The sequence below is a fragment of the Pseudomonas sp. IT-P171 genome, assembly GCF_949767765.1.
GTDB lineage: Bacteria > Pseudomonadota > Gammaproteobacteria > Pseudomonadales > Pseudomonadaceae > Aquipseudomonas > Aquipseudomonas fluorescens_B.
In genome coordinates, this window is sequence record NZ_CATKQN010000005.1 from 154,868 (window position 1) to 177,994 (window position 23,127).

Below are 23,127 nucleotides of genomic sequence, written 5' to 3' on the forward strand. Positions count from 1 at the left end.
TGTCAGATGTATCCAAGGTGTTTTTTCATGCCCCTGCTCGAGCAAGCCCGCTCTCACATTCGGCTGCATGCTTATAGGAGAACTCGGTTAAATGTGTGGGCCTTGCTCGCGAAGAAGCCCTCACTGACTCAACGCAATCTCGATCAACTGATGCAGCTCCTCAACCTCCAGCGGTGCCGCCGAAAACAGAATGCGAAACACCGAAGGCGCCGCCACCAGATTGATCAGTCGATCAACATTCGGTTTCGGTTGATCAGGATAGCGATCCAGAATCGTCTGCAACTGCCCGCCAATGAGCGCTGTGCAAAAGCCCGGCGTCAGGCTCGATTGCACATCGCGCAGCATGTTGCGGCCAGGTTCGGAGCTCATTTCGTCCAGATACTGCTCCGCCCACGCTCGCACGTCTCCCCGCAAGCTGCCGGTGTTGGCCGGTTCGCTATCGGGCTGCATGCGCGCCAGGGCGACATCCGCCAGCAATGTCGACAAGTCGCCCCAGCGTCGATAAATGGTCGACGGCGTAACCCCTGCGCGCGCAGCAATTTGCGGGACGGTCACGGTGGAACGGTCCTGCTCTTCAAGAAGTGCGCGGACCGCCGAGTGAATCGACTCTTGCACCCGGGCGCTGCGTCCGCCAGGGCGTAAACCTTCTTTAATAGCCATGCATCGGACCTTAACACTAATAATTTGCTTTAAGCGCTGGTGAATAGCACACTCCGCAAAAGCAAAAAATTAGCTTTTGCGGAGTGTGCGCATGTCGAATTCAGCTTCCAACCGTTCAAGCCTGTGGTTCCTGGCGATCACTTTACTGAGTTTTCTCGCCGCTTCCACGGCACCGACGCCGTTGTATCACTTGTATCAGGAGCAAATGCAATTCTCGGCAACGACCCTGACCGTGATTTTTGGTGTGTACGCCATCAGTTTGCTGGTGGCGCTGCTGACCGTCGGTTCGCTTTCGGATCATCTGGGGCGCAAGCCGGTCATTTTCACGGCTGTCCTGCTGAACCTGCTGGCGATGCTGCTGTTTATCAATGCTGACAGCGTAGTTTGGTTGATCAGTGCGCGGGTCCTTCAGGGGTTTGCCACCGGGATGGCCACTGCCGTATTGAGTGCCGCGCTGCTCGACATCGATCGCCATCAGGGGCCGCTGGTCAACAGCGTTGCACCGCTGCTCGGCATGGCGATTGGCGGTATGGGCTGCGGCTTGCTGGCCGAGTTTGCGCCGCTGCCGTTGCAGTTGACCTATTGGGTGCTGCTCGCGCTGTTTGTGATGCAGGCGCTGTACGTCTGGCGCCTGCCGGAAAGCGTCAGTCCGCAGCCGGGGGCATGGGCCTCGTTGCGCCCAACCCTGCATGTACCGACCCAGGCACGCGCCACTTTGTGGCGGGTGTTGCCGCTGAATCTCTCGACCTGGGCGCTTGGCGGTTTTTTTGCCTCGCTTGCCCCCTCGTTGTTGCGCACCGCTACCGGTTCAACCTCGAATCTGATGGGTGGGGCGGCAGTAGCGGCATTGACACTGACTGGCGCTCTGATGATTTTCATCCTGCGTAACCAGCCCGCCGCCAAGGCTCTCAAGTTGGGGGGCACCTTCCTGCCAGCAGGTGTCGTGTTGCTTTTACTGGGTGTGCACAGCGCCAGCCTGCCTTTGTTTTTCCTTGGCTCACTGGTGGCCGGTTGCGGATTCGGTGCCGGATTCCTCGGCTCGGTGCGCAGTCTGGTACCACTGGCGCTGCCCCATGAACGGGCAGGGTTGATGTCAGCATTTTATGTGCTCAGTTACCTGGCGTTCTGTTTGCCATCGTTGCTGGCGGGGAGCCTGACGCGGACGTTTGGCCTGGTGACCACCACCGACGGTTATGGCGCGGTGCTGATCATCCTGTCTGTCGGTGCCTTATTGGCGTTGCAGCGTGAGCAGCCCATCAAAGTCTGTAGCGCCGATGTTTAATGATCGCTAGCCTTGGCACTGCCATTCATTTCCACGGACCGACCATGAAAATCATCCGCAGCCAATCCTTCACCGCTGAGCGTGCCTGGGGCGCGCTCGACATCGCGAACATGAATGGCATCACCACCCGTTTGCACTGGACCGACCAGCCCTACAAATGGCACATCAATGACGGTCAGGAAGTGTTCGTCGTGCTCGATGGCCAGGTGCAGATGCACTACCGCGAAGCAGGTCTGGAGAAAGAGGTGATGTTGAATGTAGGAGATATCTTTTACGCCGCTGTAGGCACCGAGCATGTGGCGCATCCGCTGGGTGTGGCGAGGGTATTGGTGATCGAATCGGAAGGCAGTGTCTGATGATATATCTGCTAAATAGATAACAGTTAGAGATATTACCCGTTATATCGATATTCGATTCGGATCTACCATGGATTCCACCTCAACCGAGGAGAGGAATTTGACATGACATGCTCTGAAACCGCCAAGCCCGGCCTTAAACCGTTCAGTCATTTGCAGCATCCGCGCGAGGTGATCCGCCAATTCACTCCGAACTGGTTCGCCGCGACCATGGGCACCGGCGTTCTAGCGCTGGCGCTGGCGCAGTTGCCGGTCGCGAGCACGGGGTTGCAAGCGGTTGCCGAAGCCCTCTGGCTGTTCAATATCTTTCTGTTCGCTGTGTTCACGGTACTGTACGCGGCACGCTGGGTGCTGTTCTTCGACGAAGCACGACGGATTTTCGGCCACTCCACGGTATCGATGTTTTTCGGCACGATTCCCATGGGACTGGCGACGATCATCAACGGTTTTCTGGTGTTCGGCCTGCCGCGCTGGGGCGAGGGCGTGATTCATGTTGCCGAAGCGCTGTGGTGGCTGGACGTGGCGATGTCGCTGGCCTGCGGGGTGCTGATCCCCTACATGATGTTTACCCGCCAGGAACACAGCATCGATCAGATGACTGCCGTCTGGCTATTGCCGGTGGTGGCTGCGGAAGTGGCGGCGGCCAGCGGCGGCTTGCTGGCGCCGCATCTGGCCGACGCTCATTCGCAACTGATGGTGCTGGTCACCAGCTACGTGCTCTGGGCATTTTCCCTGCCGGTGGCGTTCAGCATTCTGACGATCCTGTTGCTGCGCATGGCGCTGCACAAACTGCCCCACGAAAACATGGCCGCTTCGAGCTGGCTGGCGCTCGGCCCGATTGGCACCGGGGCGCTGGGGATGTTGCTGCTGGGGGCCGACGCACCGGCGATCTTTGCCGCCAACGGTTTACCGGGAATCGGTGAGATCGCCGCCGGGCTGGGGCTGGTGGCCGGGATCACCTTGTGGGGCTTTGGTCTGTGGTGGATGCTGATCGCGTTGTTGATCACCGGCCGTTACCTGCGCGCCGGCATACCCTTCAACCTCGGCTGGTGGGGGTTCACCTTTCCGCTGGGCGTCTATTCTCTGGCAACGTTGAAACTGGCCAGTACCTTGAACCTGACGTTTTTCAGTGCCTTTGGCTGTGTGCTGGTGGCGATGCTGGCAGTGATGTGGCTGATCGTCGCCAAACGCACCGTGCAGGGCGCATGGCGGGGCGAGTTGTTTGTCTCGCCGTGCATTGCAGGATTAAACAAATAACCGGCAAAGATTAGGTAAGGTGTGGCCTGGATCGACGATCGACATTCCAACAATGGTATCCACGCCACTCTCTACCCAAATTCAGGAACACGGAAGATGAGTCACCCCTCACAGTTCAGCCTGCTTCGCACCCGGCGCTTCCTGCCGTTTTTCGTGACCCAGTCCCTCGGGGCGTTCAACGACAACGTCTTCAAGCAGTCGTTGATCCTCGCCATTCTGTACAAGTTGACTATCGAGGGTGATCGTTCGATCTGGGTCAATCTGTGTGCGCTGCTGTTTATCCTGCCGTTCTTTCTGTTTTCGGCGCTGGCCGGTCAGTTCGGCGAGAAGTTCGCCAAGGACGCGCTGATTCGCCTGATCAAGCTCGGGGAGATCGCGATCATGGCGGTCGGCGCAGTCGGATTTGTCTTCGATCACCTGTCGCTGATGCTGTTGGCGCTGTTTGCCATGGGGACGCACTCGGCGCTGTTCGGGCCGGTGAAATACTCGATCCTGCCTCAGGCCTTGCGTGAAGAAGAACTGGTGGGCGGCAACGGGCTGGTGGAAATGGGCACCTTCCTGGCCATCCTCGCCGGGACCATCGGCGCCGGGATCATGATGTCGTCCGCGCATTACGCACCCATCGTGTCCACGGCGATCATCGGCATTGCAGTGCTGGGTTATCTGGCCAGTCGCAGCATTCCCCGGGCAGCGGCCTCATCGCCGGAAATGCGCCTGAACTGGAATATCTTCAGTCAATCCTGGGCCACCTTGAAACTGGGCCTGGGGCAAACCCCGGCGGTATCGCGCTCGATTGTCGGTAACTCATGGTTCTGGTTTGTCGGGGCGATTTACCTGACGCAAATCCCGGCGTATGCCAAGGAGTGGATGCACGGTGACGAAACCGTGGTGACGCTGATTCTTACCGTGTTCTCGGTGGGTATCGCACTCGGCTCGCTGCTCTGCGAAAAACTGTCCGGACGCAAAGTCGAGATCGGGCTTGTGCCGTTCGGATCGTTCGGTCTGACCGTGTTCGGATTGTTGCTGTGGTGGCATTCCGGCTCAATTCCCGACAGCGTCAACGGCCATGGCTGGATCGAAATCCTCGGCTTTGGTCACACCTGGCTGGTGTTGATCGACATTCTCGGCCTCGGGGTTTTCGGCGGTTTCTACATTGTGCCGCTGTACGCGCTGATTCAGTCACGCACCCCGGAGAACGAGCGGGCGCGAGTGATCGCTGCCAACAACATTCTCAACGCGCTGTTCATGGTGGTCTCGGCGATTGTTTCGATCGTGTTGCTGAGCCTGGCCAAGTTGTCGATCCCGCATCTGTTCCTGGTGGTGTCGCTGCTGAACATCGGCGTCAACGCCTACATCTTCAAAATCGTCCCCGAATTCAGCATGCGCTTCATGATCTGGCTGCTCAGCCACTCCATGTACCGCGTGGAGCATCGCAATCTGGAGGCGATTCCGGATGAGGGCGCGGCGCTGCTGGTGTGCAATCACGTGTCCTTTGTCGACGCGTTGCTGATTGGCGGCGCGGTGCGTCGGCCGATTCGCTTTGTGATGTACTACAAGATCTACAACCTGCCGGTGCTGAACTTCATCTTTCGCACGGCCGGGACCATTCCTATCGCGGGACGTCAGGAAGACATTCAGATTTACGAAAGGGCCTTCACGCGCATCGCCCAATACCTGAAGGACGGTGAGCTGGTGTGCATCTTCCCTGAAGGCAAACTGACTACCGACGGCGAGATCAGCGAATTCAAGGGCGGGCTGACGCGGATTCTCGAAGAGACGCCGGTGCCAGTGATTCCGTTGGCATTGCAGGGGCTGTGGGGGAGTTTCTTCAGTCGCGATCCCGACAAAGGCGTGTTCCGTCGGTTGTGGTCGCGGGTGACCCTGGTGGCGGGGTCGGCGGTGGCGGTCGAGGCGGCAGAGCCTGCCAGGTTGCAAGGGTTGGTCGGGGAACTGCGTGGCGCTGTGCGCTGATTCCTGTCAATGCGGGCCGCTACGGTTGCGAGCCCGCCGGCGACTCTTCAGCCCGCCATCGCCAATCGGTTGCGTCCTTCACGCTTGGCCACATACAGCGCGCTGTCGGCCCGGCGCAACAGGCTTTCGACTGACTCGCCGGGCAGCAGGGTCGCACAGCCGAGGCTGACGGTCAGCTCGATCAGCTTGCCATCGGCCAGATAATCCTTGGCCTGGGCGGCAAACCGCAGCCGCTCGCCGACCATGGCCGCCGCCTCGCGGCCGGTGTTGGACAGCAGAATCAGGAACTCTTCGCCGCCAAAGCGAAACACCATGTCGACGTTGCGCAACTGGCCTTTGATCGAGGCTGCAACGGCTTTGAGCACATCATCGCCGGCACTGTGGCCGTGGGTATCGTTGATCTGTTTGAAGTGGTCGATGTCCAGCATCAGCAGCGACAAAGGTTGCAGATGCCGACGCGACATGTCGATTTCCCGTTGCAGCGTCTGGTCCATGGCAATGCGATTGCCGGTGTCCGTGAGGGGGTCGCGCAAGGCGCTTTGGGTGGCGGCGCGGTAGAGCAGGGCATTGCGCATCGGGTACAGCAATGCGGACAGCAGCGACTCGAGGTTGCCCTGCTCCTGCTCGCTGAAGCGCTGATTTCTGCGGAAAACCAGTTCGCCCAGGTGCTCGCCTTCATGGCTGAGGGTGTAACTGATCGAGTGGTGACCGCGCAGACCGAGCTCCAGGCGCAAGTCGCTGGCTTTGTGCTGGTAGCTCAAGGCGTCGAGCGGCACGAGTCGGTGAATTTCACGGTAGAAGAGCCCGAGAATGCGTTGTGGCTCAAGCGTGGTTTGCAGTTGCAGGCTCAGTTGCTGGCGCACTTGCGCAAGACTGACCGGCCGCTTCAGAAGCAGGGGCTGTTGACCAAAGCCCAGGCGTTGCAATTTGGCGCTATCGAAGTCAATTGCGTTGGTCTGGGAAGGTGATTTCATATGGCGTGCGCCCCTAAGCAGTAAGGCTGTCTTACAGGCTGGGTGAGAGCGGCTTTGGGCTGCGCGTCGTACTGGTCCATCAGTCCCGTAGGACATTTGGCGCAAGTCTAATCTGCTTTGTCGAAGATTAGTAACCTATCGACGCGAGCGTCGGCCCGTCTGCTTTCACACGGCGTGTCTGAGCAGATATAGAGCGAAACTCGTGCCATTCGTTTCATTCGGATTAAATTGCTTGTTAATCAATAACCTGTGTCGTTTTTCGGCGGTTTTTGCCGAACTGGATGGCATTTATTTGACTGGCATGACCTTCAGTTATGTCGCTTGTTGAGTGCCATGACAAAAATTCGCCACGGCACAAAAGCGACGCACGGCGTTACTGGGCGTTGAACGCCTGGCCGTTGATGCCGGTGCTGTCCGGACCCATCAGGTAGAGATAGACCGGCATGATCTCCTCGGGCGTCGGGTTGTTCAGCGGGTTTTCGCCGGGGTAAGCCTGGGCGCGCATGCTGGTGCGGGTGGCGCCGGGGTTGATGCTGTTCGAGCGCACCGGGGCCACGGTGTCGACTTCGTCGGCCAGGGTTTGCATCAGGCCTTCGGTGGCAAACTTGGAGACGCCGTATGCACCCCAATACGCACGGCCCTTGCGGCCGACGCTGCTGGAAGTGAACACCACCGAAGCATCCTGCGACAGTTTGAGCAGCGGCAACAACGTGCTGGTGAGCATGAACATGGCGTTGACGTTGACTTGCATGACGCGCATGAAGTTTTCGCCGGACAGCTGTTCGATCGGGGTGCGCGGACCAATGATCGATGCGTTGTGCAGCAAGCCGTCGAGGTGGCCGAACTCGGTTTCGATCATCGCCGCCAGCTCATCGTATTGATGGGGCAGGGCGGTTTCGAGGTTGAACGGGATCACGGCCGGTTGTGGATGGCCGGCGGCCTCGATTTCGTCATAGACCTGAGTCAGGTTGGCTTCGGTCTTGCCCAGCAACAGTACGGTGGCGCCGTGGGCGGCATAGGTTTTCGCAGCGGCAGCGCCGATGCCGCGACCAGCGCCGGTGACCAGAATGACCCGGTCCTTGAGCAATTCAGGGCGGGCGGAATAATCAAACATAAAAACCTCGTCAAAATCGTGCATCGAACCAGTGGCGAGCGGGCTTGCCGTGGCGAGGGGATTTATCCCCGTTCGGCTGCGGAGCAGCCGCAATTAACGGTTTGGGGCCGCTTCGCGACCCAACGGGGATAAATCCCCTCGCCACAATGTTTCCGGCAAACCATCGGTTTAGCAGCTACAAAGCGCGCTATCCAAAACCTTGCGCAACTCCAGCGGATGATCGACCACCACATCCGCCCCCCAATGCCGCGGGTTATCGTCCGGATGAATGTAGCCATAGGTCACGGCGGCCGTTCGGGTGCCGGCATCGCGGCCGGACTCGATATCACGCAGGTCATCACCCACGAACAGCACGCTGGCCGGATCGAGGTCGAGCATCTTGCACGCGAGGATCAACGGCTCCGGGTCCGGCTTGCTGTTCTTCACGTGATCCGGGCAGATCAGCAGCGCCGAACGCTCGGCCAGCCCCAGTTGCTGCATGATCGGCTCGGCAAACCGCAGTGGCTTGTTGGTGACCACGCCCCAGATCAGGTTGGCTTTTTCGATGTCGGCCAGTACTTCCACCATGCCGTCGAACAGCTTGCTGTGAACCGCACAGCCCGCGAGATAACGCTCGAGGAACTCCAGGCGAAGTGCTTCGAAGCCCGGAGATTCCGGGTCCATCGAGAAGGTCACGGCAACCATCGCCCTGGCGCCGCCGGAGATCTCGTCGCGGATGTGCTTGTCATTCATCGGCGGCAGGCCGCGGTCGGCACGCATCGCCTGACAGATCGCAATGAAGTCCGGCGCGGTGTCGAGCAGGGTGCCGTCCATGTCGAAAAGAACTGCTCTGATACGCATCTGCTTACTCCTCGCGCAGGGTCTGGATCATGTAGTTGACGTCCACGTCGGAGGCCAGTTTGTAGTGCTTGGTCAGCGGGTTGTAGGTCAGGCCGATGATGTCCTTGACGGTCAGGCCGGCCATGCGGCTCCAGGCACCGAGCTCGGAAGGGCGGATGAATTTCTTGAAGTCGTGGGTGCCGCGCGGCAGCAGCTTCATGATGTATTCGGCACCGACGATGGCGAACAGATACGCCTTCGGGTTGCGGTTGATGGTGGAGAAGAACACCTGGCCACCCGGCTTGACCATTTTGAAGCAGGCGCGGATCACCGACGACGGGTCCGGTACGTGCTCGAGCATTTCCAGGCAAGTGACTACGTCGAACTGCTCCGGCATCTCTTCGGCCAGGGCTTCGGCGGTGATCTGCCGGTATTCGACGCTCACGCCGGATTCCAGCTGATGCAGCTGAGCAACGGCCAGCGGCGCCTCGCCCATGTCGATGCCCATCACGGTCGCGCCGCGTTGAGCCATGGCCTCGCTGAGGATGCCGCCGCCGCAACCGACGTCGAGAACCTTCTTGCCGGCCAGGTTGACGCGTTCGTCAATCCAGTTGACCCGCAGCGGATTGATGTCATGCAGCGGTTTGAACTCGCTTTCGCGGTCCCACCAGCGATGGGCCAGGGCTTCGAATTTGGCGATTTCGGCGTAGTCGACGTTACTCATGGTTCATCCTCTAAAACTTGAAAAATCCTGTTGCCCCGGCGGTTCGCCCCGGGGTGCTTACGATTCGGTGTGGCCGCTGATGCGCCGGCCCCAGGCCTTGGCGGTGGCGCAAAGCTGTTCTTCATCGAGACGGGTCAGGCGACGGTCGTCGAGCAGTTGCTTGCCACCCACCCAAAGGTGTTTCACGCAGTCGCGACCGGTGGCATATATAAGCTGCGAAACCGGGTCGTAGACCGGTTGCTGCGCCAGGCCGGAAAGGTCGAACGCGACCATGTCCGCGGCTTTGCCGATTTCCAGCGAGCCGACCTCCGCCTCGATGCCCAGGGCGCGTGCGCCGTTCAGGGTGGCCATGCGCAGGGCGCGATGGGCGTCCAGCGCGGTGGCCGAGCCGGCGACGGCTTTGGCGAGCAATGCGGCGGTGCGGGTTTCGCCAAGCAGGTCGAGGTCATTATTGCTGGCCGAGCCATCGGTGCCGACGGCCACATTGACGCCAGCCTGCCACAACCGCTCCACCTGGCAGAAACCGCTGGCCAGCTTCAGGTTCGACTCTGGGCAATGAATCACATGGGTGTTGCTTTCTACCAGCATCACCAGGTCTTCATCGCTGATCTGAGTCATGTGAACCGCCTGGAAGCGTGGCCCCAACAGGCCCAGGCGCGCGAGTCGGGCCAACGGGCGTTCGCCGCGCTGCTCGACCGATTGCTGCACTTCGAAGGCGGTTTCGTGGACGTGCATGTGAATCGACGCGTCCAGCTCTTCGGCGATCACCCGGATTTTCTCCAGGTTTTCGTCGCCCACGGTGTAAGGCGCGTGGGGGCCGAAGGTGACTTTGATGCGCTCGTGGTGCCTGAGATCGTTGAACAGTTCAACGCCCTGACGAATGGCTTCGTCCGCCGTGCTGGCGCCCGGGATCGGGAAATCGAGGATCGGAATCGCGATTTGTGCGCGAATGCCGCTGTTATGCACGCGTTCACTGGCAACCTTCGGGAAGAAATACATGTCAGAGAAACAGGTGATGCCACCTTTGATCTGTTCGGCGATGGCAAGGTCGGTGCCATCGCGTACAAAGGCTTCATCGACCCACTTGGTCTCGGCGGGCCAGATGTGGTTTTCCAGCCAGGTCATCAGCGGCAGATCGTCTGCCAGGCCGCGGAACAGCGTCATCGCCGCATGCCCGTGAGCATTGATCAGGCCGGGGCTGAGCAACATGTCCGGCAGTTCGCGGATTTCGGTGGCGTCAAGCTTCAGCGCAGCCGCGCGCGGGCCGATAAAGACAATGCGCCCGTCGCGAATGCCCAGGCCATGCTCTTTGAGGACAACGCCAGCGGGTTCGACGGGTACCAGCCAGGTCGGCAGCAATAACAGGTCGAGCGCAACGGCAGTGTTCGGCATCGAGGGTCGGTTCCAGTGCTTTTGTAAAGGATGGCGAAGTATACCCGAGCGTCTTCGCGGGGGGATCGCTATAATCGGCGGCTTTGTTACTGAGTACGGGGTGTGGGATGCGCAATCGACTGTTGGCTGCGGAGAAGGTGAAGGCCATCGATTGGCGTGATGGCGCCCTGTACCTGCTGGATCAGCGTATTTTGCCATTCGAGGAAACCTGGATTGCCTACACCAGCGCTGCTGGCGTGGCCGAAGCCATTCGTTCGATGGTGGTGCGTGGTGCTCCGGCGATTGGCATCAGTGCTGCGTATGCCATGGTGCTGGCAGCCCGTGCCCGAATTGCAGAAGGCGGTGACTGGCAGGCTGCGTGGGAAGAGGATTACGCGTTGCTGGCCGATTCCCGGCCAACGGCGGTGAATCTGTTCTGGGCCTTGAGTCGCATGCGTGACCGCCTGGATCGTCTCAAGGAAGATGCAGACCCACTGGCGGCGCTGGAAGCGGAGGCCATTGCCATTCACGAAAGTGATCGCGAAGCCAACCTGACCATGGCGCAACTGGGTGTGGACCTGATCCGCAAGCATCAGGGCAACGCGCAGGCGATCCTGACCCACTGCAACACCGGCGCGTTGGCCACCGGCGGCTTCGGCACCGCGCTGGGGGTGATTCGCGGGGCGTTCATCGAGGGCATGGTCGAGCGCGTCTACGCCGACGAAACCCGTCCGTGGCTACAGGGTTCGCGTCTGACGGCGTGGGAGTTGGCCAACGAAGGCATTCCCGTGACCCTGAATGCCGACTCTGCCGCTGCCCATATCATGAAGACCAAAGGCATTACCTGGGTCATCGTCGGCGCCGACCGGATCACCGCCAATGGCGACGTGGCCAACAAGATCGGTACTTATCAACTGGCGGTGAACGCCATGCACCACGGCGTGCGCTTCATGGTGGTGGCGCCGAGTTCGACCATCGACATGAACCTGGCCAGTGGCGACGACATTCCGATTGAAGAGCGTGACGGCCGCGAGTTGCTGGAAGTGGGCGGCAAGCGAGTCGGGGCGGATGTCGATGCGTTCAACCCGGTGTTCGACGTGACCCCGGCGGATTTGATCGACGCGATCGTCACCGAGAAAGGCATCGTCGAGCGTCCGGATACGGCGAAGATGGCGCAGTTGATGTGCCGCAAGCGACTGCATTGAGGGCGTTCGGCGTCTTGTGAATCGCCATCGCCGGAAGGCTGGCTCCCACAGGTTTTGTGATCGGCACCGATCCTGTGGGAGCCAGCCTGCTGGCGATGAGGCGCCCAATGCCAATAAACATCCGTAATTCGGTCGCGAATTCTGCATTCGGAGTGGCTCTGAGCCTCTCTCGTCGCCGTTAAGCCTGCCACCAGTCAACTAACTACACTCCATGCGCGTCTGGGGGATAGGTGCGTGGCGGCTCTTGTGATAACATCCGGCGGTTTCCAAGGTAGCCCGATGTGGCTGCCTTTACTGCGCAGATCCATGGCATAACTCGTTGATTTGTCGTAAGTCGGTGCACTGGCAATCAGCCTGCATCGGCGAGCTTCGTTCGTCCCATATGGATGTGACGAAGTTTCACCAGAAAAAGGAATCAGGCTTCTCATGGGCGAACTGGCCAAAGAAATCCTCCCGGTCAATATCGAAGACGAGCTGAAGCAGTCCTACCTCGACTACGCGATGAGCGTAATTGTCGGGCGGGCACTGCCGGATGCGCGCGATGGCTTGAAGCCCGTGCACCGGCGTGTGCTGTTCGCGATGAGCGAGCTGGGCAACGACTTCAACAAGCCGTACAAGAAATCTGCCCGTGTTGTCGGTGACGTGATCGGTAAGTATCACCCTCACGGTGATACCGCGGTTTACGACACCATCGTTCGGATGGCGCAGCCATTCTCGCTGCGCTACCTGCTGGTAGACGGCCAGGGCAACTTCGGTTCGGTGGACGGCGACAACGCCGCGGCCATGCGATACACCGAAGTGCGCATGACCAAGCTGGCGCACGAACTGCTGGCCGACCTGCATAAAGAAACCGTGGACTGGGTGCCGAACTACGACGGCACCGAAATGATCCCGGCGGTCATGCCGACCCGTATTCCCAACCTGCTGGTCAACGGCTCCAGCGGTATCGCCGTGGGCATGGCGACCAACATTCCGCCGCACAACCTCGGTGAAGTCATCGACGGTTGCCTGGCCCTCATCGACAACCCCGAGTTGACCATCGATGAGCTGATGCAATACATCCCCGGCCCGGACTTCCCGACTGCCGCGATCATCAACGGTCGCGCCGGCATCATCGAAGCCTACCGCACCGGTCGCGGTCGCATTTACATGCGCGCCCGCTCGATCATCGAAGACATCGACAAGGTCGGTGGCCGTCAGCAGATCGTCATCACCGAACTCCCTTACCAGCTGAACAAGGCCCGTCTGATCGAGAAGATCGCCGAGCTGGTAAAAGAGAAGAAGCTGGAAGGCATCACCGAATTGCGCGACGAGTCCGACAAGGACGGTATGCGCGTCGTGATCGAGCTGCGTCGTGGCGAAGTGCCTGAGGTGATCCTCAACAACCTCTACGCCCAGACCCAGCTGCAAGCGGTGTTCGGTATCAACATCGTGGCGCTGATCGACGGCCGTCCGCGGATCCTGAACCTCAAGGACCTGCTGGAAGCCTTCGTTCGCCACCGTCGCGAAGTCGTTACCCGTCGTACCGTGTTCGAGCTGCGTAAAGCCCGCGAACGTGGTCACATTCTGGAAGGTCAAGCGGTTGCCCTGTCGAACATCGACCCGGTCATTGCCCTGATCAAGGCCTCGCCAACCCCGTCGGAAGCCAAGGAAGCGCTGATCAGCACGCCTTGGGAATCCTCCGCCGTGGTCGCGATGGTCGAGCGTGCCGGTGCCGATTCGTGCCGTCCGGAAAACCTCGATCCGCAATACGGTCTGCGCGAAGGCAAGTACTTCCTGTCGCCGGAACAGGCGCAAGCCATTCTGGAACTGCGACTGCACCGCCTGACCGGTCTGGAACACGAAAAACTGCTGGCCGAGTATCAAGAGATCCTCAACCAGATCGGCGAGCTGATCCGCATCCTCAACAGCGCCACGCGCCTGATGGAAGTGATCCGCGAAGAGCTGGAAGTGATCCGTGCCGAATACGGCGACGTGCGACGCACCGAAATTCTCGATGCCCGTCTCGACCTGACCCTGGGTGACATGATCCCGGAAGAAGAGCGCGTCGTGACCATTTCCCATGGTGGCTACGCCAAGACCCAGCCATTGGCTGCGTACCAGGCCCAGCGTCGTGGCGGTAAAGGCAAATCGGCTACCGGCGTCAAGGATGAGGACTACATCGCTCACCTGCTGGTCGCCAACAGCCACACCACGCTGTTGCTGTTCTCCAGCAAAGGCAAGGTGTACTGGCTGAAGACCTACGAAATCCCGGAAGCGTCCCGCGCAGCCCGTGGTCGTCCGCTGGTCAACCTGCTGCCGCTGGACAGTGATGAATACATCACCACCATGCTGCCGGTCGAGGAATACACCGAAGGTCACTTCATCTTCATGGCCACCGCCAAAGGCACCGTGAAGAAGACCCCGCTGGAATCCTTCAGCCGTCAACGCAGCGTCGGTCTGATCGCGCTGGAACTGGATGAAGGTGACGTACTGATCTCTGCCGCCATTACCGATGGCGATCGTGAAGTCATGTTGTTCTCCGACGGTGGCAAGGTCACTCGCTTCAAGGAAACCGACGTCCGCGCCATGGGCCGTACCGCTCGCGGTGTCCGCGGCATGCGTCTGCCGGAAGGCCAGAAGCTGATTTCCATGCTGATTCCGGAAGAGGGCAGCCAGATCCTTACCGCCTCGGCCCGTGGTTTCGGCAAGCGTACGGCGATCACCGAGTTCCCTGAGTACAAGCGTGGCGGTCAGGGCGTTATCGCCATGGTCAGCAACGACCGTAACGGCCGTCTGGTCGGCGCGGTTCAGGTGCTCGACGGCGAGGAGATCATGCTGATTTCCGACCAGGGTACGTTGGTTCGCACCCGTGTCGACGAAGTCTCCAGCCTGGGTCGTAACACCCAGGGCGTGACCCTGATCAAGCTGGCCAGCGATGAAACGCTGGTAGGGCTGGAACGGGTTCAGGAGCCGTCGGAAGTCGAAGGTGAAGAGCTGGAAGGCGAAGAGGGCGAAGAAGGTGCAGTGTTCGACGGTGAAGTCGTGATCGACGACGCTGCCGAAGACCAGCAACTCGACGCCGCTGCCGACGAAGAACCGCAAGAGTAAGCGGACAAACAGGGGGCGGATGAAAATTCGCCCCCTTGTTGTTTGTCCTCCAGGAACTGTGGAATTGATTTTAATGTAGGAGCTGTCGAGCGAAGCGAGGCTGCGATCTCTTGATCTGGCTCTTGCTTTCACTTGGCTCTAAAAGATCGCAGCCTCGCTCTGCTCGACAGCTCCTACAGATTTATTGCGTGACTACCACCAAATCAGAGCGAGATTGGATGTGAGCAAGAGAGCCTATAACTTCTGTGCCGGTCCTGCGGCACTTCCCGAAGCTGTCCTGCAGCGCGCCCAGGGTGAACTCCTTGATTGGCACGGCAAGGGCCTCTCGGTCATGGAAATGAGCCATCGCAGTGATGAGTTCGTGTCCATTGCGACCAAGGCCGAGCAGGATCTGCGGGATCTGCTGAATATCCCCTCGAACTATAAAGTGCTGTTCCTGCAAGGTGGTGCCAGCCAGCAATTCGCTCAGATTCCTCTGAACCTGTTGCCGGAAGGTCGCACCGCCGACTATATCGATACCGGTATCTGGTCGCAGAAAGCCATCGAAGAAGCTTCGCGCTACGGTAACGTCAACGTCGCCGCCACCGCCAAGCCTTACGACTATTTCGCTATCCCTGGTCAGAACGAATGGAAGCTGTCGAAAGACGCGGCCTACGTTCACTACGCACCGAACGAAACCATTGGCGGCCTGGAATTCAACTGGGTCCCGGAAACCGGTGACGTTCCGCTGGTCGCCGACATGTCCTCGGACATCCTCTCGCGTCCGATCGATGTTTCGCGCTTCGGCATGATCTACGCCGGCGCCCAGAAAAACATCGGCCCGAGCGGCATCGTCGTCAACATCGTTCGTGAAGACCTGCTGGGTCATGCCCGTTCCCTGTGCCCGACCATGCTCAACTACAAGGTCGCGGCCGATAACGGCTCGATGTACAACACCCCGCCAACCCTGGCCTGGTACTTGTCCGGCCTGGTGTTCGAGTGGCTGAAAGAGCAGGGTGGTGTCGAAGCCATCGGCAAGCTCAACGAAGTGAAACAGCGCACGCTGTACGACTTCATCGATGCCAGCGGCCTCTACAGCAACCCGATCAACAAGTCTGACCGCTCGTGGATGAACGTGCCGTTCCGTCTGGCTGACGATCGTCTCGACAAGCCATTCCTGGCCGGTGCCGACGAGCGTGGGCTGTTGAACCTCAAGGGGCACCGTTCTGTGGGCGGCATGCGCGCCTCCATCTATAACGCCGTCGACATCGTTGCGGTTAACGCACTGGTTTCGTACATGGCAGAGTTCGAGAAGGAACATGGCTAATGTCTGAGCAAGAACTCAAGGCACTGCGCCTGCGCATTGATGCCCTGGACGAAAAAGTCCTGGAGCTGATCAGTGAGCGCGCACGCTGCGCCCAGGAAGTTGCGCGAGTAAAGATGGCCTCGCTGGCCGAAGGCGAAGTGCCGGTGTTCTATCGTCCTGAGCGCGAAGCTCAGGTGCTCAAGCGCGTGATGGAGCGTAATCAGGGACCGCTGGGCAATGAAGAGATGGCGCGGTTGTTCCGCGAAATCATGTCCTCGTGCCTGGCCCTCGAACAGCCGCTGAAAGTGGCTTACCTCGGCCCTGAGGGCACCTTCACCCAGGCCGCGGCCCTGAAACACTTCGGTCACGCGGTGATCAGCAAGCCCATGGCGGCGATCGACGAAGTGTTCCGCGAAGTGGCGGCCGGTGCGGTGAACTTTGGCGTGGTCCCGGTGGAAAACTCCACCGAGGGCGCGGTCAACCACACCCTCGACAGCTTCCTCGAACACGACATGGTCATCTGTGGTGAAGTCGAGTTGCGGATTCACCATCACTTGCTGGTCGGTGAAAACACCAAGACCGACAGCATCAGCCGTATCTATTCCCATGCCCAGTCGTTGGCCCAGTGCCGCAAGTGGCTGGACGCACACTACCCGAATGTCGAGCGCGTGGCGGTGTCGAGCAACGCCGAAGCCGCGAAGCGGGTCAAGGGGGAGTGGAACTCGGCGGCCATTGCCGGCGACATGGCCGCAGGCCTGTACGGGCTGACCCGTCTGGCCGAGAAAATCGAGGATCGCCCGGACAACTCCACGCGATTCCTGATGATCGGCAGCCAGGAAGTGCCGCCGACGGGCGACGACAAGACCTCGATCATCGTCTCCATGAGCAACAAGCCAGGCGCGCTTCACGAGTTGCTGGTGCCGTTCCACGACAATGGCATCGACCTGACGCGAATCGAGACGCGTCCTTCGCGCAGCGGTAAATGGACCTACGTGTTCTTTATCGACTTCGTCGGCCACCATCGCGATCCGCTGGTGAAAGGTGTGCTGGAAAAAATCAGTCAGGAAGCAGTGGCACTTAAAGTGTTGGGTTCCTACCCGAAAGCCGTTCTCTAAGGGGTAGCAAATGAGTGGCAACTTCCTCGCTCTGGCACAGCCAGGCGTGCAACAACTTTCGCCTTACGTTCCGGGCAAACCTGTGGATGAACTGGCGCGCGAGCTGAATATCGATCCGGCCAGCATCGTCAAACTGGCGAGCAACGAAAACCCGTTGGGTGCCAGTCCGAAGGCGCTGGCGGCGATTCGTGAAGAGCTGGCCGAACTGACTCGTTACCCGGACGGCAACGGTTTTGCGCTCAAGACCCTGCTGGCCGACCAATGCCGCGTCGAGCTGAATCAGGTGACGCTGGGCAATGGCTCCAACGACATCCTGGAGCTGGTCGCTCGCGCTTATCTGGCACCGGGCCTGAACGCGGTATTCAGCGAGCACGCGTTTGCGGTCTATCCGATCGTCACGCAAGCTGTCGGTGCTACGGCCAAAGTGATTCCGGCCAAAGACTGGGGTCATGATCTGTCGGCCATGCTGGCTGCAATCGATGCCGATACCCGCGTGGTCTTCATCGCTAACCCGAACAACCCGACCGGGACCTGGTTTGGCGCCGAAGCGCTGGACGAGTTCCTGCAGGACGTACCGGAATACGTGCTGGTGGTGCTGGACGAGGCCTACATCGAATACGCCGAAGGCAGCGACTTGCCGGATGGTCTCGACTACCTGGCGGCCTACCCGAATCTGTTGGTCTCGCGCACCTTCTCCAAGGCTTACGGCCTGGCGGCGCTGCGGGTCGGTTATGGCTTGTCCACCGCGGTGGTTGCCGATGTGCTGAACCGTGTGCGCCAGCCGTTCAACGTCAACAGCCTGGCCCTGGCCGCTGCTTGCGCTGCACTGCAAGATACCGACTACCTGGCAGAAAGCCGTCGCCTGAACGAAACCGGCATGCAGCAGCTTGAAGCGGGTTTCCGTGAGCTGGGGCTGAGCTGGATTCCATCCAAGGGCAACTTCATCTGTGTTGACCTGGGTCGTGTGGCGGCCCCGGTTTTCCAGGGGTTGTTGCGCGAAGGCGTGATCGTGCGTCCGGTGGCCAACTACGGCATGCCGAACCACTTGCGCATCACCATCGGCCTGCCGGCGGAAAACAGCCGCTTCCTTGAGGCGCTGACCAAGGTCCTGGCTCGTGGTTGATGTCACTGCTCTGCAATCTGCTGAACCTATGATCGGTCGCCTGGTGGTGGTCGGTCTGGGGCTGATTGGCGGTTCGTTCGCCAAGGGTTTGCGTGAAAGCGGCCTGTGCCGCGAAGTCGTCGGTGTCGATCTCGATCCGCAGTCGCGCAAGCTTGCGGTTGAATTGGGCGTGGTCGATCGCTGCGAAGAAGACCTGGCGGTCGCTTGTCAGGGCGCAGATGTGATTCAGCTGGCCGTACCGATCCTTGCCATGGAGAAGATGCTCGGCCGCCTGGCCGGCATGGACCTGGGGCAAGCGATTCTGACCGACGTCGGCAGCGCCAAAGGCAATGTCGTGCGTGCCGCGACCGAGGCGTTTGGCGGCATGCCGGCGCGTTTCGTGCCGGGCCATCCGATTGCCGGTTCCGAGCAGAGCGGGGTGGAAGCCTCCAATGCCGAGCTGTTCCGTCGCCATAAAGTGATTCTGACACCGCTGGATCAAACCGATCCGGCGGCACTGGCAGTGGTTGACCGTTTGTGGCGCGAACTGGGCGCCGATGTCGAGCACATGCAGGTCGAGCGCCACGATGAAGTGCTGGCGGCGACCAGTCACTTGCCGCACTTGCTGGCGTTCGGTTTGGTCGATTCGCTGGCCAAGCGCAATGAAAACCTTGAGATCTTCCGGTACGCTGCCGGCGGTTTCCGCGATTTCACAAGAATCGCAGGAAGCGACCCGGTCATGTGGCACGACATCTTCCTCGCCAACCGCGAAGCTGTCCTGCGCACACTCGATACATTTCGCAGCGACCTCGACGCCTTGCGCGACGCGGTCGATGCAGGGGATGGGCACCAATTGTTGGGCGTATTCACTCGCGCCCGGGTTGCCCGCGAACATTTCAGTAAAATCCTGGCCCGCCGGGCTTATGTGGACGCTATGAACTCCAACGACCTGATTTTCCTGGCACAACCTGGTGGCCGCCTGACTGGGCGGATTCGTGTACCGGGCGATAAATCGATTTCCCACCGTTCGATCATGCTCGGCTCCCTCGCCGAAGGCGTCACCGAAGTCGAAGGCTTCCTCGAGGGCGAAGACGCCCTGGCGACCTTGCAGGCCTTCCGCGACATGGGTGTCGTGATCGAAGGTCCGCACCACGGGCGCGTGACCATCCACGGCGTCGGCCTGCATGGCCTGAAGCCTGCGCCGGGCCCGATCTATCTGGGCAACTCCGGCACCTCCATGCGCCTGCTGTCCGGCCTGTTGGCTGCGCAGAACTTCGACAGCACCCTGACCGGTGACGCCTCGCTGTCCAAGCGTCCAATGAATCGCGTGGCCAACCCGCTGCGTGAAATGGGCGCCGTGATCGAGACCGCTGCAGAAGGTCGTCCGCCGATGATCATTCGTGGTGGCAACAAGCTCAAAGGCCTGACCTACACCATGCCGATGGCCAGCGCCCAGGTTAAATCCTGCCTGCTGCTGGCGGGGCTGTACGCCGAAGGCAAGACCACCGTCACCGAGCCTGCGCCAACCCGCGACCACACCGAGCGCATGCTGCGCGGCTTCGGCTATCCGGTCACCGTCAACGGTGCGACCGCGTCGGTCGAGTCCGGCCACAAGCTGACCGCCACCCACATTGAAGTGCCGGGCGATATTTCGTCGTCTGCGTTCTTCCTGGTGGCCGCTTCGATCGCCGAAGGCTCGGAACTGGTGCTCGAGCACGTCGGCATCAACCCGACCCGTACCGGCGTGATCGACATCCTGCGCCTGATGGGCGCTGACATCACCCTGGAAAACCAGCGTGAAGTCGGCGGCGAGCCGGTAGCGGACCTGCGCGTGCGTGCGGCTAAACTCAAAGGTATCGAGATTCCCGAGGCGCTGGTGCCATTGGCCATCGACGAGTTCCCGGTGCTGTTCGTGGCGGCGGCATGTGCCGAAGGGCGCACCATCCTGCGCGGTGCGGAAGAGCTGCGAGTCAAAGAGTCGGACCGGATCCAGGTCATGGCTGATGGCTTGCTGGCGCTGGGCGTCAAATGCGAACCGACTCCGGACGGCATCATCATTGACGGCGGCCAGATCGGCGGCGGTGAAGTTCACGGTCACGGCGATCACCGGATTGCCATGGCCTTCAGCGTTGCTTCCCTGCGCGCCACTGCGCCGATCCGCATCCATGATTGCGCCAACGTCGCGACCTCGTTCCCGAACTTCCTGGCGCTGTGCGCACAGGTCGGTATCCGTGTTGCACAAGAGGCTCAGTCGTGAAAATCATTGCACCGGTCATCACCATTGATGGGCCAAGCGGCTCCGGCAAGGGCACCGTAGCCGGGATCCTGGCCAAGCGTCTGGGCTGGAATCTGCTGGATTCCGGTGCGCTTTATCGTTTGTTGGCGTTTGCCGCGCATAACCACGGCGTCGACCTTACCAACGAAGAGCTGCTGAAAAAGCTGGCCGCTCATCTGGATGTGCAGTTCATCGCGGCGACCGACGGTCAGTTGCAGCGCATCATTCTTGAGGGGGATGAAGTCAGCGACGTCATCCGCACCGAAAGCATTGGTTCCGGCGCCTCCCAGGTCGCGGCGTTGCCGGCTGTGCGCGAGGCGCTGCTGCAGCGCCAGCGCGCTTTCCAGGAAGCGCCGGGCCTGGTGGCTGATGGTCGCGACATGGGCACCGTGGTTTTCCCCGATGCGCCGCTGAAGATATTCCTCACTGCCAGTGCCGAGGAACGTGCGCGCCGTCGATACTTGCAGTTGAAGGGCAAAGTCGATGGTGTTAGTCTGTCGAGTCTGCTAGATGAGATACGTGCACGCGATGAGCGTGACACCCAGCGAGCGGTAGCCCCGCTCAAGCCGGCGGCTGACGCCATTCAGCTGGATTCCACGGAATTATCCATCGATCAGGTGCTGGAACGCATCATGAGTGAGATCGCCATTCGCGATATCGCCGGGTGACCAAGAAGCTTCGCAGGGGACCAGTCATAGTCCTGCGGTGCTTCTTTTAAATGAAACTAACCCACATCGTCTGGGATGTGGAGATGGGCGTATTCTTCGCCCTCATCAACAGGAATTAAAATGAGCGAAAGCTTTGCGGAACTCTTTGAAGAAAGCCTAAAAACCCTGAACCTTCAGGCAGGCTCCATCATCACCGGTGTTATCGTTGATATCGATTACCAAGCTCGCTGGGTAACCGTTCACGCTGGCCTGAAGTCTGAAGCACTCATCCCGCTTGAGCAGTTCTACAACGACGCTGGCGAACTGAACATCAACGTCGGTGACGAAGTTCACGTTGCTCTGGACTCGGTTGAAGACGGCTTTGGCGAAACCAAGCTGTCCCGTGAAAAAGCCAAGCGCGCTGAATGCTGGATTGTTCTGGAAGCAGCCTTCGCAGCCGAAGAAGTGGTCAAGGGCGTTATCAACGGTAAGGTTAAAGGCGGCTTCACTGTCGACGTTAACGGCATCCGTGCGTTCCTGCCAGGTTCTCTGGTTGACGTCCGTCCTGTGCGCGACACCACGCACCTGGAAGGCAAAGAGCTGGAATTCAAGGTCATCAAGCTGGACCAGAAGCGCAACAACGTTGTCGTTTCCCGTCGTAGCGTCCTGGAAGCCGAGAACTCCGCCGAGCGCGAAGCTCTGCTGGAATCCTTGCAGGAAGGCCAACAAGTCAAAGGTATCGTCAAGAACCTCACCGATTACGGCGCATTCGTCGATCTGGGTGGCGTCGATGGCCTGCTGCACATTACCGACATGGCTTGGAAGCGTATCAAGCATCCTTCCGAAATCGTCAACGTTGGCGACGAGATCGATGTCAAGGTTCTGAAGTACGATCGCGAACGCAATCGTGTTTCCCTGGGCCTGAAGCAGCTGGGCGAAGATCCATGGGTTGCTATCAAAGCCCGTTACCCAGAAAGCACTCGCGTCACCGCTCGTGTAACCAACCTGACCGACTACGGCTGCTTCGCTGAGCTGGAAGAAGGCGTTGAAGGTCTGGTACACGTTTCCGAAATGGACTGGACCAACAAGAACATCCACCCTTCGAAAGTCGTACAAGTCGGCGACGAAGTGGAAGTTATGGTTCTGGACATCGACGAAGAGCGTCGTCGTATCTCCCTCGGCATCAAACAGTGCAAATCCAACCCATGGGAAGATTTCTCTGGCCAGTTCAACAAGGGCGATAAAATCTCCGGCACCATCAAGTCGATCACCGATTTCGGTATCTTCATTGGTCTGGACGGCGGCATCGACGGTCTGGTTCACCTGTCCGACATCTCCTGGAACGAAGTGGGCGAAGAAGCCGTTCGCCGCTTCAAGAAGGGCGACGAGCTGGACACCGTTATCCTGTCGGTTGACCCAGAGCGCGAGCGCATCTCCCTGGGTATCAAGCAACTGGAAAGCGATCCGTTCTCCGAGTACGTTCAAGAGAACGACAAAGGCGCAATCGTTAAAGGCATCGTGAAAGAAGTTGACGCTAAAGGCGCCATCATCACTCTGGCCGACGATATCGAAGCGACTCTGAAAGCCTCCGAAATCAGCCGTGACCGCGTTGAAGACGCGCGCAACGTTCTGAAAGAAGGCCAGGAAGTAGAAGCCAAGATCATCAGCGTTGACCGCAAGAGCCGTGTAATCCAGCTCTCCATCAAGTCGAAAGACGATGCTGAAGAGAAAGAAGCCATCCAAAGCTTGAAAGACAAGCCTTCGGATAGCATCGCTGCTGGTCCTACCACTCTGGGCGACCTGTTGCGTGCACAAATGGAAAAACAGAACTAAGTTCTGTCAGACCATAGAAAAAGGGCGACTTCGGTCGCCCTTTTTTG

Annotated in this window: 18 protein-coding genes; 12 read left to right on the forward strand and 6 right to left on the reverse strand. The window is 59.7% G+C overall.

Translation table 11 applies throughout. The annotated features are described in order from the left end of the window. Positions 1–120 precede the first annotated feature (120 nt). Complete coding sequence (locus ACM6I5_RS04875; RefSeq protein ID WP_017337285.1) at positions 121–660, reverse strand: TetR/AcrR family transcriptional regulator; 540 nt, start codon at positions 658–660, stop codon at positions 121–123. 91 nt (positions 661–751) lie between these two features. Here ACM6I5_RS04875 and ACM6I5_RS04880 point away from each other — a divergent pair, with 91 nt between their 5' ends. From ACM6I5_RS04880 to ACM6I5_RS04895, 4 genes are all read left to right on the forward strand, one after another. Next, positions 752–1,942, forward strand: coding sequence for an MFS transporter (locus ACM6I5_RS04880; protein ID WP_414883292.1), 1,191 nt, complete (start codon positions 752–754; stop codon positions 1,940–1,942). Positions 1,943–1,986: 44 nt separating this feature from the next. Beyond that, positions 1,987–2,298, forward strand: a complete 312-nt coding sequence (locus tag ACM6I5_RS04885; protein WP_414883293.1) for a cupin — start codon at positions 1,987–1,989, stop codon at positions 2,296–2,298. Positions 2,299–2,403: 105 nt separating this feature from the next. After that, entirely contained in the window at positions 2,404–3,555 is a 1,152-nt protein-coding gene (locus ACM6I5_RS04890; protein ID WP_414883294.1) for a TDT family transporter, read from the forward strand. Positions 3,556–3,651: 96 nt separating this feature from the next. Further along, positions 3,652–5,526, forward strand: a complete 1,875-nt coding sequence (locus ACM6I5_RS04895; RefSeq protein ID WP_414883295.1) for an MFS transporter — start codon at positions 3,652–3,654, stop codon at positions 5,524–5,526. Positions 5,527–5,573: 47 nt separating this feature from the next. Here the strand turns inward: ACM6I5_RS04895 and ACM6I5_RS04900 are convergent, their stop codons facing one another. The 5 genes from ACM6I5_RS04900 to ACM6I5_RS04920 form a co-directional block, all read right to left on the reverse strand. After that, a complete protein-coding gene (locus ACM6I5_RS04900) occupies positions 5,574–6,500 on the reverse strand; it encodes a GGDEF domain-containing protein (protein WP_017337290.1) in 927 nt (308 codons plus the stop codon). A 373-nt stretch (positions 6,501–6,873) separates the two neighbouring features. After that, entirely contained in the window at positions 6,874–7,614 is a 741-nt protein-coding gene (locus ACM6I5_RS04905; RefSeq protein WP_008031809.1) for a YciK family oxidoreductase, read from the reverse strand. A 168-nt stretch (positions 7,615–7,782) separates the two neighbouring features. Beyond that, the gene (mupP, locus tag ACM6I5_RS04910) at positions 7,783–8,454 is read right to left on the reverse strand and encodes an N-acetylmuramic acid 6-phosphate phosphatase MupP (protein WP_017337291.1); all 672 of its coding nucleotides are present in this window, start codon (positions 8,452–8,454) and stop codon (positions 7,783–7,785) included. Between the two features lie 4 nt (positions 8,455–8,458). Beyond that, positions 8,459–9,157, reverse strand: a complete 699-nt coding sequence (gene ubiG / locus ACM6I5_RS04915; RefSeq protein ID WP_038982154.1) for a bifunctional 2-polyprenyl-6-hydroxyphenol methylase/3-demethylubiquinol 3-O-methyltransferase UbiG — start codon at positions 9,155–9,157, stop codon at positions 8,459–8,461. A 57-nt stretch (positions 9,158–9,214) separates the two neighbouring features. Next, complete coding sequence (locus ACM6I5_RS04920; RefSeq protein WP_414878564.1) at positions 9,215–10,549, reverse strand: TRZ/ATZ family hydrolase; 1,335 nt, start codon at positions 10,547–10,549, stop codon at positions 9,215–9,217. Between the two features lie 107 nt (positions 10,550–10,656). Here ACM6I5_RS04920 and mtnA point away from each other — a divergent pair, with 107 nt between their 5' ends. The 8 genes from mtnA to rpsA all read left to right on the forward strand — a co-directional run bounded on the left by mtnA (position 10,657) and on the right by rpsA (position 23,080). After that, the gene (gene mtnA, locus ACM6I5_RS04925; RefSeq protein ID WP_414883296.1) at positions 10,657–11,733 is read left to right on the forward strand and encodes an S-methyl-5-thioribose-1-phosphate isomerase; all 1,077 of its coding nucleotides are present in this window, start codon (positions 10,657–10,659) and stop codon (positions 11,731–11,733) included. A 426-nt stretch (positions 11,734–12,159) separates the two neighbouring features. Continuing rightward, positions 12,160–14,823 (forward strand): DNA gyrase subunit A, encoded by a 2,664-nt coding sequence (gene gyrA, locus ACM6I5_RS04930; protein WP_017337295.1) that lies wholly within the window; start codon positions 12,160–12,162, stop codon positions 14,821–14,823. A gap of 220 nt (positions 14,824–15,043) precedes the next feature. Then, positions 15,044–16,129 (forward strand): 3-phosphoserine/phosphohydroxythreonine transaminase, encoded by a 1,086-nt coding sequence (gene serC, locus ACM6I5_RS04935; protein ID WP_414878565.1) that lies wholly within the window; start codon positions 15,044–15,046, stop codon positions 16,127–16,129. After that, positions 16,129–17,223 (forward strand): prephenate dehydratase, encoded by a 1,095-nt coding sequence (gene pheA, locus ACM6I5_RS04940; protein WP_017337297.1) that lies wholly within the window; start codon positions 16,129–16,131, stop codon positions 17,221–17,223. Before serC ends, pheA begins: the two co-directional genes overlap by 1 nt. A 10-nt stretch (positions 17,224–17,233) precedes the next feature. Next, positions 17,234–18,346 (forward strand): histidinol-phosphate transaminase, encoded by a 1,113-nt coding sequence (gene hisC, locus ACM6I5_RS04945; RefSeq protein ID WP_414883297.1) that lies wholly within the window; start codon positions 17,234–17,236, stop codon positions 18,344–18,346. 28 nt (positions 18,347–18,374) lie between these two features. After that, positions 18,375–20,582, forward strand: a complete 2,208-nt coding sequence (locus tag ACM6I5_RS04950; protein WP_017337299.1) for a bifunctional prephenate dehydrogenase/3-phosphoshikimate 1-carboxyvinyltransferase — start codon at positions 18,375–18,377, stop codon at positions 20,580–20,582. Then, positions 20,579–21,268, forward strand: a complete 690-nt coding sequence (gene cmk / locus ACM6I5_RS04955) for a (d)CMP kinase (RefSeq protein ID WP_017337300.1) — start codon at positions 20,579–20,581, stop codon at positions 21,266–21,268. Before ACM6I5_RS04950 ends, cmk begins: the two co-directional genes overlap by 4 nt. A gap of 120 nt (positions 21,269–21,388) precedes the next feature. Next, positions 21,389–23,080: a 30S ribosomal protein S1 gene (gene rpsA / locus ACM6I5_RS04960; RefSeq protein ID WP_007899744.1), complete on the forward strand. Its 1,692-nt coding sequence runs from the start codon at positions 21,389–21,391 to the stop codon at positions 23,078–23,080. Positions 23,081–23,127 lie beyond the last annotated feature (47 nt).